This window comes from Blastococcus sp. OS1-29 (assembly GCF_057628075.1).
The window spans coordinates 32,464-48,790 of sequence record NZ_JBXXJK010000011.1; the positions used below are offsets into that span (position 1 = coordinate 32,464).

Annotated in this window: 9 protein-coding genes; 7 read left to right on the forward strand and 2 right to left on the reverse strand. The window is 68.7% G+C overall.

The genetic code is table 11. From position 1 onward, the window contains the following. Nucleotides 1-125 precede the first annotated feature (125 nt). The 4 genes from AC2H4J_RS22870 to AC2H4J_RS22885 are packed head-to-tail and all read left to right on the forward strand — an operon-like array spanning nucleotide 126 to nucleotide 8,529. Nucleotides 126-2,075, forward strand: coding sequence for a type I restriction-modification system subunit M (locus AC2H4J_RS22870; protein WP_487467221.1), 1,950 nt, complete (start codon nucleotides 126-128; stop codon nucleotides 2,073-2,075). Beyond that, complete coding sequence (locus AC2H4J_RS22875; protein WP_487467222.1) at nucleotides 2,072-3,328, forward strand: restriction endonuclease subunit S domain-containing protein; 1,257 nt, start codon at nucleotides 2,072-2,074, stop codon at nucleotides 3,326-3,328. Before AC2H4J_RS22870 ends, AC2H4J_RS22875 begins: the two co-directional genes overlap by 4 nt. Beyond that, nucleotides 3,328-6,387, forward strand: coding sequence for a type I restriction endonuclease subunit R (locus tag AC2H4J_RS22880; RefSeq protein WP_487467223.1), 3,060 nt, complete (start codon nucleotides 3,328-3,330; stop codon nucleotides 6,385-6,387). Before AC2H4J_RS22875 ends, AC2H4J_RS22880 begins: the two co-directional genes overlap by 1 nt. A gap of 33 nt (nucleotides 6,388-6,420) precedes the next feature. Next, nucleotides 6,421-8,529 (forward strand): DUF262 domain-containing protein, encoded by a 2,109-nt coding sequence (locus AC2H4J_RS22885; protein WP_487467224.1) that lies wholly within the window; start codon nucleotides 6,421-6,423, stop codon nucleotides 8,527-8,529. A gap of 122 nt (nucleotides 8,530-8,651) precedes the next feature. Here AC2H4J_RS22885 and AC2H4J_RS22890 read toward each other — a convergent pair whose 3' ends face one another. Both AC2H4J_RS22890 and AC2H4J_RS22895 read right to left on the reverse strand, forming a co-directional pair. Continuing rightward, nucleotides 8,652-11,939 (reverse strand): TM0106 family RecB-like putative nuclease, encoded by a 3,288-nt coding sequence (locus AC2H4J_RS22890; protein WP_487467225.1) that lies wholly within the window; start codon nucleotides 11,937-11,939, stop codon nucleotides 8,652-8,654. Nucleotides 11,940-12,117: 178 nt separating this feature from the next. Next, on the reverse strand, nucleotides 12,118-12,687 hold the full coding sequence (locus AC2H4J_RS22895; protein WP_487467226.1) for an excalibur calcium-binding domain-containing protein: 570 nt from the start codon (nucleotides 12,685-12,687) through the stop codon (nucleotides 12,118-12,120). Nucleotides 12,688-13,114: 427 nt separating this feature from the next. Here AC2H4J_RS22895 and AC2H4J_RS22900 point away from each other — a divergent pair, with 427 nt between their 5' ends. The 3 genes from AC2H4J_RS22900 to AC2H4J_RS22910 all read left to right on the forward strand — a co-directional run bounded on the left by AC2H4J_RS22900 (nucleotide 13,115) and on the right by AC2H4J_RS22910 (nucleotide 16,285). Then, entirely contained in the window at nucleotides 13,115-14,359 is a 1,245-nt protein-coding gene (locus tag AC2H4J_RS22900; protein ID WP_487467227.1) for an MFS transporter, read from the forward strand. Between the two features lie 257 nt (nucleotides 14,360-14,616). After that, nucleotides 14,617-14,751: a hypothetical protein gene (locus AC2H4J_RS22905; RefSeq protein WP_487467228.1), complete on the forward strand. Its 135-nt coding sequence runs from the start codon at nucleotides 14,617-14,619 to the stop codon at nucleotides 14,749-14,751. An 88-nt stretch (nucleotides 14,752-14,839) separates the two neighbouring features. Continuing rightward, entirely contained in the window at nucleotides 14,840-16,285 is a 1,446-nt protein-coding gene (locus AC2H4J_RS22910; protein ID WP_487467229.1) for an HNH endonuclease signature motif containing protein, read from the forward strand. Nucleotides 16,286-16,327 lie beyond the last annotated feature (42 nt).

The window sequence follows — 16,327 nt, forward strand, 5'->3', positions numbered from 1 at the left end:
GTCCCACCACGGCGCGCTCACCTCAGGTAAGAATTTCCGAGACACCACCGTGCCGGCTTGGCGGTACATGGCACAAGGGATGGGGACGCATCGGCGTGCAAGGGTTCGAAGGCAAGGTTCAATTCGTGTGGCAGGTCGCCGACCTGCTGCGCGGCGACTACAAGCCGGCGGAGTACCGCGGGGTGATCCTCCCCCTGCTGGTGCTGCGGCGGCTGGATGCCGTGCTCGAAGAGACCAAGGCCGCGGTGCTGGCTCGCGCCGAGCAGCTCAAGGGCGTCACCGACAACCCGGACGTCCTGCTGCGCGACGCCGCGGGCGTGCCGTTCTACAACGTCAGCCCGCTGACATTCACGAAGCTGCTCGACTCCCCCAACAACCTCGCCCAGCAACTGCGCGCCTACATCGGGGCCTTCTCGCCCGGTGCCGCTCAGGTGCTGGAGAAGTACCGGTTCGACGAGCAGATCAGCCGCCTGGACGACGCGGGGCTGCTCTACCTGGTGCTCGGCAAGTTCGCCGACCTCGATCTGCGGCCGGAGGTCGTGCCCAACCACGCGATGGGCTACATCTTCGAGGAGCTGCTGCGGAGGTTCTCCGAGCTCTCCAACGAGACGGCCGGTGAGCACTTCACCCCGCGGGAAGTCATCCGGCTCATCGTCAACCTGCTGTTCGGCGAGGACTCGGACGTGCTCACGGGCACCGCCCCGGTGCGCTCGATCTACGACCCCGCCTGCGGCACCGGCGGCATGCTGAACATTGCCGACCAGTGGCTGACCCGACTGAACACGAAGGCCCGGCTGGAGATGTTCGGCCAGGAGCTCAACCCCGAGACGTGGGCGATCGCGCGGTCCGACCTGCTGATCCAGGGCCAGGACCCGGAGCGGATCGTGCTGGGCAACACGCTCACCGCCGACGGGCACGCCGACAAGCGCTTCGACTACCTGCTGGCCAACCCGCCGTTCGGCGTGGACTGGAACAAGTCGAAGGACGCAATCGTCGCCGAGTCGAAGCAGCCGGGCGGCCGCTTCAACGCGGGTCTCCCCCGCGTCTCCGACGGGTCGCTGCTCTTCCTGCTCCAGATGATCGCCCGGATGAAGCCCGCCGAGGACGGCGGCAGCCGCATCGCGATCGTCTTCTCCGGCAGCCCGCTGTTCGCCGGCGCGGCCGAGTCGGGCGAGAGCAACATTCGCCGCTGGGTCATCGAGAACGACTGGCTCGAGGGCATCGTCGCGCTGCCCGATCAGCTCTTCTACAACACCGGGATCAGCACCTACGTCTGGATCGTCACCAACCGCAAGCGTCCCGAGCGCCAGGGCAAGGTCGCGCTGATCGACGCCCGCGGCGAGTGGTCGAAGATCCGCAAGAGCCTCGGCGACAAGCGCAAGTACCTGGACGACGCGCACATCGCCGAGGTCACCCGGCTCTACCACGACGCCCCGCAACTGGCGGACGACGACGAGCGGGTGAAGGTGTTCGACAACGACACCTTCGGCTTCCGCCGGATCACCGTCGAGCGGCCGCTTCGCCGCCGCTGGACTATCACCGAGGAGACCATCGAGGCGGTCCGCTCGGCCAAGCCGGTGGTCGCCCTCTCCCTTGGGGACGACGACGCGCGGAAGACCCATGAGGCGGTACTGGGCGCGCTGATCGACCTGCTGGGCGCGTCCGAGGAGGACGAGAAGGCGTTCACCAAGCGTCTGCTCAACGCCTGCACCGCCCGCGGCCAGGTCGGCCTGCCGCCGACGCTCAAGAAGGCGGTGCTCTCGGCGGCGGCGGTGGCCGACCCGGACGCGCCGATCGTCACCGACAAAAAGGGCGATCCGCTCCCCGACCCCGACCTCCGCGACAACGAGAACGTGCCCCTCACCGAGGACGTCGACGCCTACGTCGCCCGGGAGGTCCTTCCCCACGTGCCGGACGCCTGGGTTGACCACACCAAAACCAAGATCGGCTACGAGATCCCGTTCACGAGGTTCTTCTACAAGTACGTCCCGCCGCGGCCCCTCGCCGAGATCGACGCCGAACTCAAAACCGTCGAGGCGGAGATTCAGCAAGTGTTTGCTGGGCTGAAGCGATGAGCGCGCACCTTGCTGCAGCAGCACTCGCCAGTCGAGCGTGTTGGCCTGCAGTGCCCTTCAGGCGCACCGCAGCGCTGGTCGTCGATCGCAATACCGATGCGACGGCGCCTCCACTGTCGCTGTCATCGAACGGTTCCGTCAGTGAGCGAGACGGTGACGGACGGCAGGCCTCCTCGGATGCGACGATCCGCAACGGGTGGGTGGCTCGGCCTGGTGACCTGATCGTCAATCCCATGTGGCTCATTGGCGGGGGCATTGCAGTCACAAGAATCGCCGGATCTGTGAGCCCGGACTACCGCGTGTATCGGTTCGTTCCAGGTGTCCGTCCGCAGTACATGCATCACCTTCTGCGTAGCGTCGAGTACCGAAGGCAGTACCGGCTATATACGCGCGCCGAGAGCACCTTCGATCGTCGCGTATCGAAGGAAGACTTTCACCAGATGCCGGTTCCGCTCCCTCCCGACGATGAGCAGCGGCGGATCGCGGATTTCCTCGACGACCAGGTCGCCCGCCTCGACCGCGCCATTGCACTGCGAAGGCGGCAAGCCGACGTGGTTGCTGAGTCGGCCAACGCCCAGTTGACGGGCTACTACACCAAGGCGTCCGAACTCTTCGGCGCGGTCAGACTCGGCTTGCTCCTCGGCGGCTTGGAACAAGGCTGGTCGCCCCAGTGCCAGGACCGACTGGCGACAGCTGCTGAGTATGGGGTGTTGAAGGCCGGTGCCGTGAACGGTGGAACGTTCCGGCCGAGGGAGCACAAGGCGCTACCTTCGGATCTGCCGCCCAGGCTGGAGTACCTGATCCGGCCCGGTGACCTGCTCATGTCACGAGCAAGTGGTTCGCTCGACCTGATTGGAAGCGCCGCCGTTGTCCCGCCGGCCGCTCCCGAGAACATTCTGCTCTGCGACAAGATCTACCGGCTGCGCCTCGACCGCCATACGGATCCGACGTACATCGCTTTGATGCTCCGTAGTCGTCCGGTACGGGAAGCGATCAAGCTTGGAACGAGTGGAGCCGAGGGCATGGCGAACAATCTTCCGAGTGACGCTGTTCGTGGGCTACATATCCCGGCAGCCCCATTCGAGTATCAGTTGACTGTGGCAGCTGAAGTACGGTCACTCGATGACCAGGTCAGGCAAGCTCAGGAGGTACTGAGTCGCTCCGTGGCTCTCCTTGAGGAGCGGCAGCAAGCGTTGATCACCGCTGCAGTCACCGGGCATTTCGACGTCACGACGGCTCGGGCGGTGGCGTGATGGCGGGGCACACCGAGTCCGACTTCGAGGCCGCGATCGAGGCTCATCTCCTCGCCCACGGCTGGCGGCCCGGCTCCCCCACCGACTACGACGTCGGTCTTGGGCTCGACCCGGTCCAGTTGATCGCATTCCTCCAGGAGACCCAGCCGAAGACGTGGGCGAAGCTGGCCGAGCGCCACGGATCCGGCGTCGTCCCCAAGGTGCTCAAGCGCATCGCCGAGGAGATCGACGCGCAGGGCGTCGTCCAGGTGCTGCGTCGTGGCGTCAAGGACTCCGGTCAGCGCATCCAGCTCGCCTTCTTCCGACCCACGTCCGGGCTCACCCCGGAGCTGCAGAGCCAGTACGCGGGCAACCGGCTGCTGGTCTACCGGCAGCTGCACCACAGCGAGTCGTCGCCGCACCAGTCGCTCGACCTGATGCTCGCGGTCAACGGCATCCCGGTGGCCACCGCCGAGCTGAAGAACCACTTCACCGGCCAGACGGTCGAGCACGCCAAGGCGCAGTACCGCGACAAGGCACAGCGCAATCCGGCCGACCGGATCTTCGCCCGCCGCGCGCTGGCGCACTTCGCCGTCGACCCCGACGTCGTCTTCATGACGACGAAGCTGGCCGGGTCAAAGACCGTCTTCTTGCCGTTCAACCAGGGCTCGGCCGGCCCCGGCCGCAAGGGCGGCAAGGGCAACCCGGGCAACCCAAAGGGCCACCGCACCGCCTACCTGTGGGAGCAGGTGTGGGCCCGCGACACCTGGCTCGACCTGCTGCACCGCTACGTGCAGGAGGAGGTGCCGAAGCAGGGCGGCCGCTCGGTCCTGTTCCCCCGCTACCACCAGTGGGACGTCGTCGAGCGGCTGACCGCGCACGCCGCCGTCCACGGCTCCGGGCAGAACTACCTGCTGCAGCACTCCGCCGGCTCGGGCAAGTCCAACTCGATCGCCTGGCTGGCCCACCGCCTCGCCGACCTGCACTCCCCAAGCGATCCCGCCTTGCTCGGCACCGGCGCGAAGCTCGGCACCGACGAGCTGGTCTTCGACAAGGTCGTCGTCATCACCGACCGGCGGGTGCTCGACGCGCAGCTGCAGGCCACGATCTCCGGCTTCGAGCACGTCCAGGGCCTGCTGCAGCGGATCGACCTGGACTCCCAACAGCTCAAAGCCGCGCTGGCCGACACCAGCACGAAGATCATCATCACCACGCTGCAGAAGTTCCCGGTCATCGCCCAGGACGCCGCCGTCGTCGGCAAGCGGGTCGCCGTCATCGTCGACGAGGCGCACTCCTCGCAGACCGGCGACGCCGCGCAGAAGCTGAAGAAGGTGCTCGGCGCCGCCGATCCGCTCGCCGCCGCCGAGGCCGAGGCTGCGGACGCCGAGGCGTCCCAGGGCGACGACCAGGACCTGCTGGTCTCCACCGTGGCTGCGGCCGCGGCGTCGCGGGGACGCAGCCCGAACCTGTCGTTCTTCGCCTTCACCGCGACGCCGAAAGGCAAGACGCTCCAGCTGTTCGGCACGCCGCGCGACGAGGCCGGGACGACGGTCTACGAGCCGTTCCACCTCTACTCGATGCGCCAGGCCATCGAGGAGGGCTTCATCCTCGACGTCCTGGCCAACTACGTGACCTACAAGCGCTACTACCGGCTGGCCAACGGGCTCACCAGCGAGGACCCCGAGGTCGAGAAGGACAAGGCCGCCGTCGCGCTGGCCCGGTTCGTCGACCTGCACCCCTCGAACCTCGACCAGCGCGCGGAGATCATCGTCGAGCACTTCCGCACGGTCACCGCCGGCAAGATCGGCGGCCGGGCCAAGGCGATGGTGGTGACCGGCAGCCGGCTGCACGCCGTCCGCTATCTCGCGGCTGTCGAGCGCTACCTCCAGAAGAAGCAGCTCACCGGGATCCGCGCGATGGTCGCCTTCTCCGGCAGCCTCGTCGACCCGGACGTCGCCGGTGATCCGGTGACGGAGAGCGGGCTCAACGGCTTTCCCGAGACCCAGACCAAGCAGCGCTTCCACGACGAAGGGCAGCTGCTGATCGTCGCGGAGAAGTACCAGACGGGGTTCGACGAGCCGCTGCTGCACACGATGTACGTGGACAAGAAGCTGGAGGGAGTCAAGGCGGTACAGACGCTCTCCCGGCTCAACCGCATCCACCCGGGCAAGGAGGACACGTTCGTCCTCGACTTCCGCAACACCGCCGAGGAGATGCGCGAGCAGTTCGCGCCGTTCTACGAATCGAGTTGGACGGAGGAGACCGACCCCAACCTGCTCTACAACCTGCAGACCCGCATCGAGGACCACCACGTCATCGATCCCGCCGAGCAGCAGGCTGCGGTGGCGGCGTTCCTGCTCGGGCACGACGCCGCCCACGCGACCGTGTCGGCCAACGTCGACCCCGCCGTCCTCCGGGCGGGCAACCTCCCCGAGCACGAACTCGCCGACCTGCGAGACGCCCTCAAGGCGTTCGTCCGCGCCTACGCCTTCCTCGGTCAGGTCATGAAGTTCACCGACGAGGAACTGGAGAGCCTGTACGTCTACGGGAAGCTTCTGCTGTCCAAGCTCAAGGACGCACCGACGGAGTCCGGTGCCATCGACCTCGGCGGCACCGCACTGGCGTTCGTCGGCCACCAAGCCGGCATCGAGACCAGCGGCAGCAACACCCCGGGTGAGAGCAGCGGAGAGATCGAGACGTACACCGGCGAGGGCCGCGGCAGCTCCATCGAGGAAGCGCTGATGGTGAAGCTGTCGGAGCTGATCCAGACCTTCAACGCAGCGCACGGCATCGATCTCAGCCAGGCCGAGAGCCTGCTCATCTACATCGGCGTCCCGAGCCATCTCTCTGACGACGAGGACGTCCAGCAGCGCGCCGCGGACAACACGGAGGAGCAGTTCTCCCTGACCATCAAGAAGGACGACATCGCCGGCGCGCTGTTCCAGAATCAGGAAAGCTCCAACAAGCTGTTGAAAGCCCTCCTGGAGAACGAGACGTTCGCCGATGCCGTTCAGCAGATCATCAGCACGGAGACATGGAAAGCCGCTCGGCGCAAGCACGCCGACAACACGGCGGCCTGAGTCTGGCGTTTCAGAATCAAAGAGGAGTTCTAAGTGGAGGCCCATCCTCGCACCTTGCGGACCGTATTCCGCAGCGATATCCGCTTGACGGTTCCGCTCTTTCAGCGCCCATACGTGTGGGATGCGGCAACTCAATGGCAGCCCCTATGGGAGGACGTGCAAGCGACACGCGAGCGTGGGGCCAACGGTGACACGGTCCCGCACTTCCTGGGAGCCATCGTTCTGGAGTACAAGCCCGGCGCCCACGGCAGCCTGGAAACTCGGGAGGTCATCGATGGGCAGCAGCGGCTGACGACCTTGCAGCTGCTCATAGCGGCGATACGCGACGCCTACCGTGAGCGCTTCCCCTCCGCGGTCATGGTCAAGCGGCTCACCAAGCTGCTGGAAAACGACCGCGACCTCGTCGATTTGCCCGAGGAGCGCCACAAACTCTGGCCCACGAACCGAGACCGCGCCGCATACCGCGCTGTGATGACCGGGGAGTACCGCGACACGTCCTACGCACCCAGTCTCCCTCGCATTCCCGGTGCATACGCGTGGTTCCGCGATGCCATCGCCGCCAGCTTGGCCAGTTCCAGCGAAGCCGAGGCGGAAACCGCACTTGAGGGCTTGGCGGAGGTGGTGTTCGAGCGTCTCGAAGTAGTGGTCATCGACCTCGGCCCGGCTGATAACGCCCAGGTCATCTTCGAGACGCTGAACGCACGAGGGACCGCTCTGCGCGCCTCGGACCTCATCAAGAATCTGCTCTTCCGGACGCTTCAAGAGGCCGGAGGACCGATCGAGAGCCTCTACGAAAAGCACTGGCGCCCCCTCGAAGGAGAGTCCTGGCAGCACGAGGTGCGCCAGGGACGGTTGATTCGACCTCGCCTCGATGCCTTCATGGGGTACTTCCTCGTCATCCTGATGCAGCGTGAAGTACAGGCGCACCAGCTCTTCCCCACTGCCCGAGCCTTCGTCGGCCAGGACGCCGATCGAGCAATGGAGTTGCTCGAGGAAGCGTCGCGCTACGCAGAGGTCTACGAGCGGTTGGAGGCTGGACAGTCAGACGACGCCTTGGAACGCGCTTCTCTCGCGCGTATGCAGATCGTCGATACGACGACGATGACTCCCCTTCTCCTCTGGCTCTTCGCAAACACCTCCGGCTCCGACCGGCGCAACGCGCTCCTCGCGCTCGAGTCCTACGTAGTGCGACGCAGCCTCTGCCGGCTGACTACCAAGAACTACAACCGGCTGTTCCTCGAGCTCCTTCGCCGCCTCGGCAGTGGCGAAGGGCCCGCAGGGGAGATCGTGCCGAGCTACCTGGCGGGGCAGGGTTCCGACTCTGGCATGTGGCCATCGGACGCCGAGGTCGAGCACTCGCTCCGCCGCCTCCCCCTGTACCGGCTGCTGAAGCGTGATCGACTTCAGCGAGTCCTTCTCGCACTCGAGGCGAAGGCGACCAGGGCCCTCTCCGAACCGATCGCCGCGCAGCGCAAACTATCGGTGGAACACCTCCTCCCCCAAAGCTGGGAAGACCACTGGCCCTTGCCAAGCGACCCCGCGGTGGCGGAGGTCGTCAGCGATCAGCGCTCGGAGCTGCTGCACACGATCGGGAATCTGACCCTCATCACCGGGTCGCTGAACAGCACAATCAGCAATGGGCCTTGGGAGACGAAACGGAGGCATCTTCTCGAGCACTCGGCACTCACACTCAATCGCTCGCTGCCCGAGCGCTGGGATGAGACCGCTATTTCCGAAAGAAGCGCCCAGCTTGCGCAGATTGCGACCCAACTGTGGCCGCGGCCAGCCCTATTGACGGACGCTGAACTCTTCGCCCCCGCGAGCGAGCGGGACCTACGCCCTGACCGCGACAATCAAGCTGCGCCTACCCCACCGACGCGCATCAAGAGTGAACGGAGCTCTGGCGGTCGCCGCGACATCGGCGCACACATCCAACACGCCTTCGCGGACCGCTCGCCGGGGGACTTCCTGACGATTAGTCAGATTCGGGCGGCGTTCTCCCCCGAGTACGCTGGCACCACTCCTTCCGCTGGCGCCATCTCCTACCGCCTTTTTCCACCGAATGGCAGCTCGACAGTGCCCGGCGTCAGGCCGGACACCCGAAACGGCGTCCGGGGAGCCGTTAAACTGGGAGATCAATAAGGGGACGACCTCGGGCTTGTCGTTGCGTCGTCCAAGCCCGTCTCCGGGTGCAACGTCGCAGTTCTGGCACCACCTCCGGAAGAGAATGGCTGCAAGCCCGTACCCCGCGCTCCGCAATAGGTTTACGAGGTGGCGGCCGACAACTCCACCAATCGGCACAGCGCGTTCACCCGTCGCAACTGCTTCGGCGTCCGCACCGGCGCATCCAGCAGCAGCGGGCTCAGCACGACCGCCGCCAGCGCCTGCGCTCGCGACACCGCCACGTTCAGCCGGTTGAGGTCGTAGAGGAACGAGACGCCGCGGGGTGCCTCGTCGGCGCTGGTGCTGGTCATCGAGTAGATGACCACCGGGGCCTCCTGGCCCTGGAACTTGTCCACCGTTCCGACACGGGCCCCCGCTGGCAACGTCGCCTTGATCAGTGCGACCTGGGCGTTGTAGGGCGCCACCACCAGCACCTGCCGCGGGCCGATCACCGACTCCATGCCCTCGTGGTTCCTCCATGTCGAGCCCTGCACCGAGTACCACAGCTGCCCGACGACGTCGGCCTCCTGCTGGCTCTTGTCCGCGCACGTCATCACGTGGTCGACCGGCACCACTCGCAATCCGCTGCCCGCCAGCGGCCCCTCCCCCAGCACTGCAATCTGCACGCGGCCGTCGGCTGCCTCCAGCCGGCCCTCATACGCTAGATCCGACACGAACGCGGTCAGGTCCGGATGCATCCGGTAAGACCGGTCGAGGAACACCCCACGCTCCGGCGGGATGGTCGCGTGGCCGTCGAGCAGGTGCTCGAGCGCCGAGGCGCCGGAGTCCCCCGGATGCACCGCTTGGCTCGGCTGGGCTAGCTGCTGCGGATCCCCGAGCAGCACCATCGACTTCGCACCCCGCGCCACCGCCACCGCGTTGGCCAGGGAGAACTGGCCCGCCTCGTCGACCACCAGCACGTCGACCGCCTGCGCTACGTCCGCCCGCGTCCAGAACCACGCCGTCCCGCCGACCAGGTTCACGTCCCCGTCCAGCAGCTTCTTGGTGACCACCGCGTTGTCGTTCGACCAGGCCACCCCGTTCGCGCCGCAGTGCTGGCTCTCGTCGCACTTCTGCAGCGCCGGTCGTCCGACCGCCTTCAACACGTTGCCGATCACGGCGTGGGAGGTGGCCGTGACGCCGACCTTCTTGCCCGCGTCGAGCAGCTCCCGGATCAGCCGGGCCGCCGCGGTCGTCTTGCCACTCCCCGGCGGGCCCTGGATCGCCAGAACCTCGCCGTCCAGCGCGAGTCCGAGCCGCACGATCGCGTCGGTCGTCGACTCCCCCTCGCGGAGCCGCGTTCCCGCGGGAATGCGCCGCTCGACCAGCGCCTGCCCCAGGCAGTCACGCCCGGCCAGCACGTCCTCCCCCGTCGCCTGGATCGCCTCGCGCAGGCTCTTCGTGTTCAGTGGCCCGCCCGGCCCCAGCCCGCGGGGGCGCGGTGCCTCGGCGGCCGTCGTCTTCAACACCAGTCGACCGGCCGTGACGTCCAGCTCGAAGACCGTGCCCGCCTTCTTCGCGGTGTCCACGTCGAGGGCGTCCTCGCCCGCGGACACCTTCGTGTCCTGCACCGGGAACGAGTACTCGTACAGGTGGCTCTTCTTCTCCGGCCCCAGATAGCGGACGAAGGTCAGCCCGCCGAGCGCGGAGCCATCACGCTCGAGCTCCTCGGCGTCCAGGTCCTGCAGCCGGTAGACCTCCCACCAGGCCGGCCGGTCCTCGCGGCGGTGCCACCCCACCAGGTCGCCGAGCAGCTCGTGCCCGGCCGACTGCAGCCGCTCGGTCAGTTCCTGCTCGATCGCCTGGACAGCCGTCACCTTCGCGTCGGGCTCGACCACGACGACCGACGAGCGCGGCAGCGGGCCGTGCACGCCCTCCAGCTCGGCGCGCTGCTGCTCCAGCCAGTCGTGCAGCTCGCGGGTCGAGTCGACGTCGTCCTTGTTGTAGGACTCGATGTCGTCGAGCTTCTGCTGGTCGCCGTCGGCCAGCCACTGCTCGTACATCAGCACGCTGCCCAGCGCGTTCGTCACCGCGCCGCCGTGAGACCGGCCGTAGAACTCCTCGACTTTCTTGATCGAGTACGACTCCTTGCTGATCCGCATTGACTGCCGGACGACGGGATAAAGGTCGACGAAGCGCTCCTCGCGCAGCAGCTGGTCGAGCTCCGCCTCCCGGACGCCGTAGCTCGCGGTCAGCCGCTTCAGCGCCGTGACCTCGTAGGCCGCGTAGTGGTAGACGTGCATCCCCGGGTCGGCCTGCGCGGCCGACACCAGGCGGTCGATCAGATCGGCGACCATCCGCTTCTCGGCCGGCCGGTCGTGCGCCCACAGCGCGGAGAAGCCACCGGCCCGGTCGCCCAGCCCAGCCAGGTACTCGATACCCGCGCCGTCCTCGAACCAGGGATCGCCCTCGAAGTCGAGGTAGAGGTCGCCAGCGCTCGGCGGCGGGAGGCGCAGCAGACCGAGGCCCGACACCGGGGCGAGCAGCGTGCGCGACGGCTGGCCGGTCGTCCGTTCCTTCAGCTGTTCGGCCGCCTGCTGCTGCAGCCGCGTGCGCGCGTCAACGCCGATGCCCGACGACTTGAGCACCTGCGGCGACGCGTTCGCCAGGTCGGCCAGCGTCGCGACGCCTACCGCCCGCAGCGCGTCCCGCTGGTCGCCGCGCATCTGCGCCACCAGGCCGATTTCGTCGGCCTGCCGCAGCTCGGTGGTGCAGCGCGTTGCCCAACGGCACTGCTCGCAGTAGCCGATCTGCGAGGGACCGGTCGCCGGCGGATCGGCCACGAAGGCCTCCAGCCGGGCCCGCGCGCGGCGGGCGTACGCGGCAACGTCGATCAACCGCCAGGGTCGCGACTCGCCGTCGCCGGTGACGACGTGGATGAACTCCGGCGCCACGCCCTGCAGCACGGTGAGCCGCTCGGCGTAGGTGGCCATTTGCAGCAGCGCGGCCACCTTGAGCTTGCGGGCGAGCTTGGTGTCGGCGATCTCGTAGGACCAGCCGCCGAACACCGGGGACGGCTTCTCCACCCGGAGCAGAAAGTCGGCCTGCCCGCCCCAGGCGCCATCGAAGAACGTGCCCTGGTAGACGACGTCGACTCCGCGGCGCATCGCCTCGACGGTCGCCGCCTCCGCGCGACGTCGTCCGTCGGCGTCGAAGACCGTCTCGATCTTCTCGACCGTCTTCCCCTCGGCCTTCAGGGACTCCAGGTACTTCCGCTCGTGCTCGAGGCCACGATCGAAGACGAGCTGCAGCTCGGGCGACACGACCTCGTCCGGCGCCGCCCACTCCCCCGTCGCGACGCCGAGGTCGAGCCGGGTCAGGTGGGCGCACTCCTGGTGGTGAGTGAGGTCGGTCGGGCTGAGCACCAGCTGCCCATCGAGTCGCTGCACTGCTTGCGCACCTTCCGCTCACCGTCGTCCGAAAGCCGGCTGATCGGCCTGGCCGGACAACGGAGTACCGGACGCCACCGACACGAACCCGACGGCCGACCTGACAGTCGACCAGATATCACCCGTCCGAGGAGCGCCGGACCAGCGATGCGTGACGGCCTCGGGGTTCAGCGTCTCGCTACTCGCAACCGACGCCGTCCCCGTCGCGGTCGAGGTGCCCGCCGTATCCAGGGTCCCCGATGCGGACAGGAGCGGCGCCCGCGGCCCGTGCTGCGTCGCAGTTCTTGTAGTACGTACTCGAGGGGGCCGGCGCCTCCGGCACTGAGACAGCAGGCGCCGGCCTCGTGACGGCTTGCGGGGCTTGCACAGCCGCAGCCTCACGCGCCACCAACTCCTGCTCGCGCTGGTCGAGCGCGGTACTCCGGGCGTCCATCTCGGCCGTCCGTTGTGCGAGCCGGGCTTCGCCCTCTTCGGTCGCCTGGCGAATCGCCGCCTTGGCCTCTGCGACGTCGTCCGCGAGCGAGTCAGCCTCCTGCTGTGAGCTGGCCAGCTTGCTCTGCAGCGTCGTGTAGGCGGGAGAAGCCTCGACGTCGGATTCGGTAAGAGCACCACCGACGACGATGCCGATCACCAGAGCCAGCGCAGGAATGCCCCAGCGGAGAAACTGCTCCCGCTTCTTGTCCGGCTCTGCCTGCACTGGCACCGGCGCAGCCGGCTTGGCGGTCCAACCCCACATGTCGCGCTCCATCCCCGTAGTGAGACGCGAACGTATCGCTATGCGAGTCCGTGCAGGGGGCCCGGAGAGACTGCCGGTCCGTGCGTGGCCCGGGAGGCAGATGAGGTGGCTGCAAGTGGCAAATGGGCCGGTCAGACGCCGCGGTGCGCCAGGGCTTGGAGCAGCAGCGCACTCTGTCCGTTCCCAACCTCGGCGAGTACGGCGGGGTCGCGCGCCTCGAGCGGCGTGAACCATCGGCGTTGGTGAACGTCTCGAGCTCCACGCGTTCAGCCGCCAGCGCGTGCCGCGCACTCCCGTGCCCGTCGGGACTCGGGCCTCGGGCCTCAGGGTGTCCGCGATAGAATCAGTTCTGTTCCCCCACGCTCGTGTGCAACTACCTGTAGGCCGGCCCCGCCGGTGGATCAAGGCGGCACGCCCGATCCGCAGATGCACCGAGGTCATGACACTCCCCCGACTCACCGAGTCCCCGCTCGTCCGGCACGCCGGCGTCTCCTACTTCCCGATCGCCTTCGTCGCGCGCCTCCCGTTCGCGATGATGGTCGTCGGTCTGCTCACCCTGGTCGTCGCCGAGCGCGATTCGGTGGCCCTCGGCGGGCTCAACGCCGCGGTCGCCGGCATCGGCACGGCGCTCGCCGGCCCGCTGCTGGGCGCCGCCGCCGACCGGCTCGGCCAGCGCCGTGTGCTCGTCCCACTCGGGCTGCTCAACGCCGTCCTCCTCGGCGCCTTCGTGCTCGTCGTCGGCAGCAGCGCCCCCGACCTCGCCGTCCTGGCGCTGTCGGTGCTCATCGGCGCCAGCGCGCCGCAGGTCGCACCGCTCTCCCGCACCCGCCTGGTCGCCATCATCAAGCGACGAACGAGGCCCGACCGCCGCGAGAAGCTCCTCAACGGCACCATGGCCTACGAGTCCGCCGCCGACGAGATGGTCTTCATCGTCGGCCCGTTCCTCGTGGGTCTGCTGGCCACCGCGATCGCGCCGTGGGTCGCCATCGCGGGCGCCGCCGTCCTCACCTCCGTCTTCGTGACCGCGTTCGCCCTGCACCCGACCGGCCGTCTCCAGCCGACGCACGAGACCGCCGACGCACAGGCGCCGATCCGCGAGCTGGCGACCGCCCGGCTGATCACCGTCGTCGCCGGCGCGCTCGGCGTCGGCATCTTCTTCGGCACCACCCTCACCAGCCTCACCGGCTTCCTCGCCGCGACCGGCGACGGCGACCGCGCCGGCCTGCTCTACGGCGCCATGGGCATCGGCTCCGCGGCGCTCGCCCTCGGCTCGGCGGCGCTCCCCCAGCGGTTCACCCCGCGGGCCCGCTGGCTCGTGTTCGGCTCGCTGCTGCTGGCCGCGGCCCTCGGCTACGGCACCTCGCGCTCGGAGTCCGGCCTGCTCGTCGCCCTCGCCGTCCTCGGGTTCGGCGTCGGACCGACGCTGGTCGCGCTCTACAGCCTCGCCGCGACGCTCAGCCCCGCCGGCCGCTCGGCGACCACCATGACAATGCTCGGCTCCGCCGTCGTCGTCGGCCAGGCGGTCGCCTCCGCCGTCACCGGCGCGGTCGTCGACCGGCTGGGAGCGGAGACGGCGCTGATGCTTCCCGCCCTCGCTGCCGGTCTCGTCGTCGCCGCCGGCGTCGCCCACCGGGCGCCGGCTCGGCAGCCGATCGAGCCGACCCCGGAGCTCGTCGACGCCTGAGCACTTCCCGCCCACCGCGAGCGCGCTCGGTGGCAGCTCCCGGAGCGTGGTCGCTCCGTAGCGTGGCCGCCCTGTCCAAGCGCTCCCGTCGTGGGAAGGCGCGCGGCGCGCTGGCCCACAGGCAACGCCCGGCCCGGGCCGGAGGGCGGCCCGGGCGATCCGGCCCGACGCCGGGTCGCCGCCCACCGGACTGATGGACGACGTCGCCGCAGGTGCGCCGCTGCTCCCCTGTGGGGCCGGCAGGGTCGACGCCGGCGATGTTCGAGCCCCGTCCCTCCTTCGAGTCGCGGGTCGAACCTGCGCCGGACCGCGAGGAGCTGTTCGACAGCTTCTTCGCCGTCGAGATCCCGGAGACGTCCGCCGTGCGGCCGCTCGAGCAGCGTGTGCTCTGACCAGCGCTTTCCGGTTGCGGTATCGAGACGACGGCGGTAAACTTCGAACATACGTTCGAACAGTGCGGCGGTCGGAGGGAGGGGTGTCATGGGTCTGGACGACGGCTTCGATCCCTTTCCCGATGCCGGCACTTTCCGGTTCGACCGCCCCTTCCCCTCGCCTGCTCCGCCCACCCCGGCCGAGCGGAGGTCGGCCTCGGCTCGAGCCGCCGAGGCCAGGGCCGCACGCGCGGACGAACGGGAAGCGGCCCGGCAGCTGTCCATGCAACTGCCCGAGGACCTCGCCACCGTTCTGACCGGCGCACGGGAGCTGGCCGGTGCAGAGTTCCCCGGTGGCTCGCCGGCCGCCCAGGCGCCGGCGCTGCTGGCCCGGATCCGCGGATTGACCCAGCTGCAGAACGTCATCGAGGCCGCGGTGGCCGAGACCGTTCGGGCCGCCGAGTGCGCCCAGGCCGCGGAGTTCGACGGGCACAAGACGATGAAGACCTGGATGGCCGGGCACCTGAACGTGTCCACCGCCACCGCCGCGCGCATGACCCGGGCCGGCCGGACGTTGGAGCAACTGCCGCGGTGGTCCGAGGCCGCTCGCGCCGGCCGGGTCACCCCCGATCAGACCGCCGTCGTGGCCAAGGTCGCCACCCCCGCACGGCTGGCCGCCGCCACCGCGCTCGGCGTCGACCTGCACGGGGACGACGGGATCGACGCAACACTGCTGGCCTGCGCGACCGGTGACCATCCCGAGACGCTGCCGGCCGTGGTCGAGCGCATGCTGAACTGGATCGACCCCGACGGGCCCGAGCCCGACCCGACCCGTCGCCGGGAACTGCACCTCACCCCCTCGGCCGGCGCCGAGGGTGGCGGAACCATCCACGGCCGCCTCGATGCCGCCGGGTTCGAGAAGGTGACCACCGCGCTCACCGCCTACCAGCAGGCAGGCCGGGTCGCCGACGACGACCGCAACCACGCCCAGCAGATGGGCGACGCGCTCGTCCAGCTGGCCGACAACGCCCTGGCCGCCGCTGACACCCCGATGCTGCGCAAGAACCACGCCCAGGTCGCGGCGACGATCTCGGCCGAGGACCTGCTCGACCCGGACATGATCCCAGGAGCCGCCCGCCTGGGCTCCGGCCAGCAGGTGTCCAACGAGGTGGCCCGGCAGCTGTCCTGCGACTCCGTCATCACCCGGGTGTTCTTCGGCGCCGACGGGATGCCACTGAACATCGGCCGCGCGCAGCGCCTGGTCCCCGCACACATCCGCAAGGCCGCCGACGCCCGCGACGGCGGCTGCGTCTTCGCCGGCTGCTCGGCTCCGACCTGGTGGTGCGACGCCCATCATGTGCAGGAGTGGATCGCCGACCACGGTGAGACATCGGCTGAGAACACGGCGTTGTTGTGCGAGCGCCACCACACGAAGGTCCACCATGGCTTCTCCATCGCCTGGGACCCCGTCGAGAAGCGCTGGCGCACCCACCGACAAGACGGCACCGAGATCATCGTCGGCTACCCACTCGCAGAACCGCTCCCCCGCGAGTAGCCGGACGTGCGGTCGCACGTCGATCAGCCGGAACGGGAGAAT

Coding starts and splice junctions, on each gene's coding strand:
- AC2H4J_RS22875 (WP_487467222.1), top strand. CDS start 2,072: ATGAGCGCGCACCTTGCTGCAGCAGCACTCGCCAGTCGAGCGTGTTGG.
- AC2H4J_RS22880 (WP_487467223.1), top strand. CDS start 3,328: ATGGCGGGGCACACCGAGTCCGACTTCGAGGCCGCGATCGAGGCTCAT.
- AC2H4J_RS22895 (WP_487467226.1), bottom strand. CDS start 12,687: ATGGAGCGCGACATGTGGGGTTGGACCGCCAAGCCGGCTGCGCCGGTG.
- AC2H4J_RS22900 (WP_487467227.1), top strand. CDS start 13,115: ATGACACTCCCCCGACTCACCGAGTCCCCGCTCGTCCGGCACGCCGGC.
- AC2H4J_RS22905 (WP_487467228.1), top strand. CDS start 14,617: ATGTTCGAGCCCCGTCCCTCCTTCGAGTCGCGGGTCGAACCTGCGCCG.
- AC2H4J_RS22910 (WP_487467229.1), top strand. CDS start 14,840: ATGGGTCTGGACGACGGCTTCGATCCCTTTCCCGATGCCGGCACTTTC.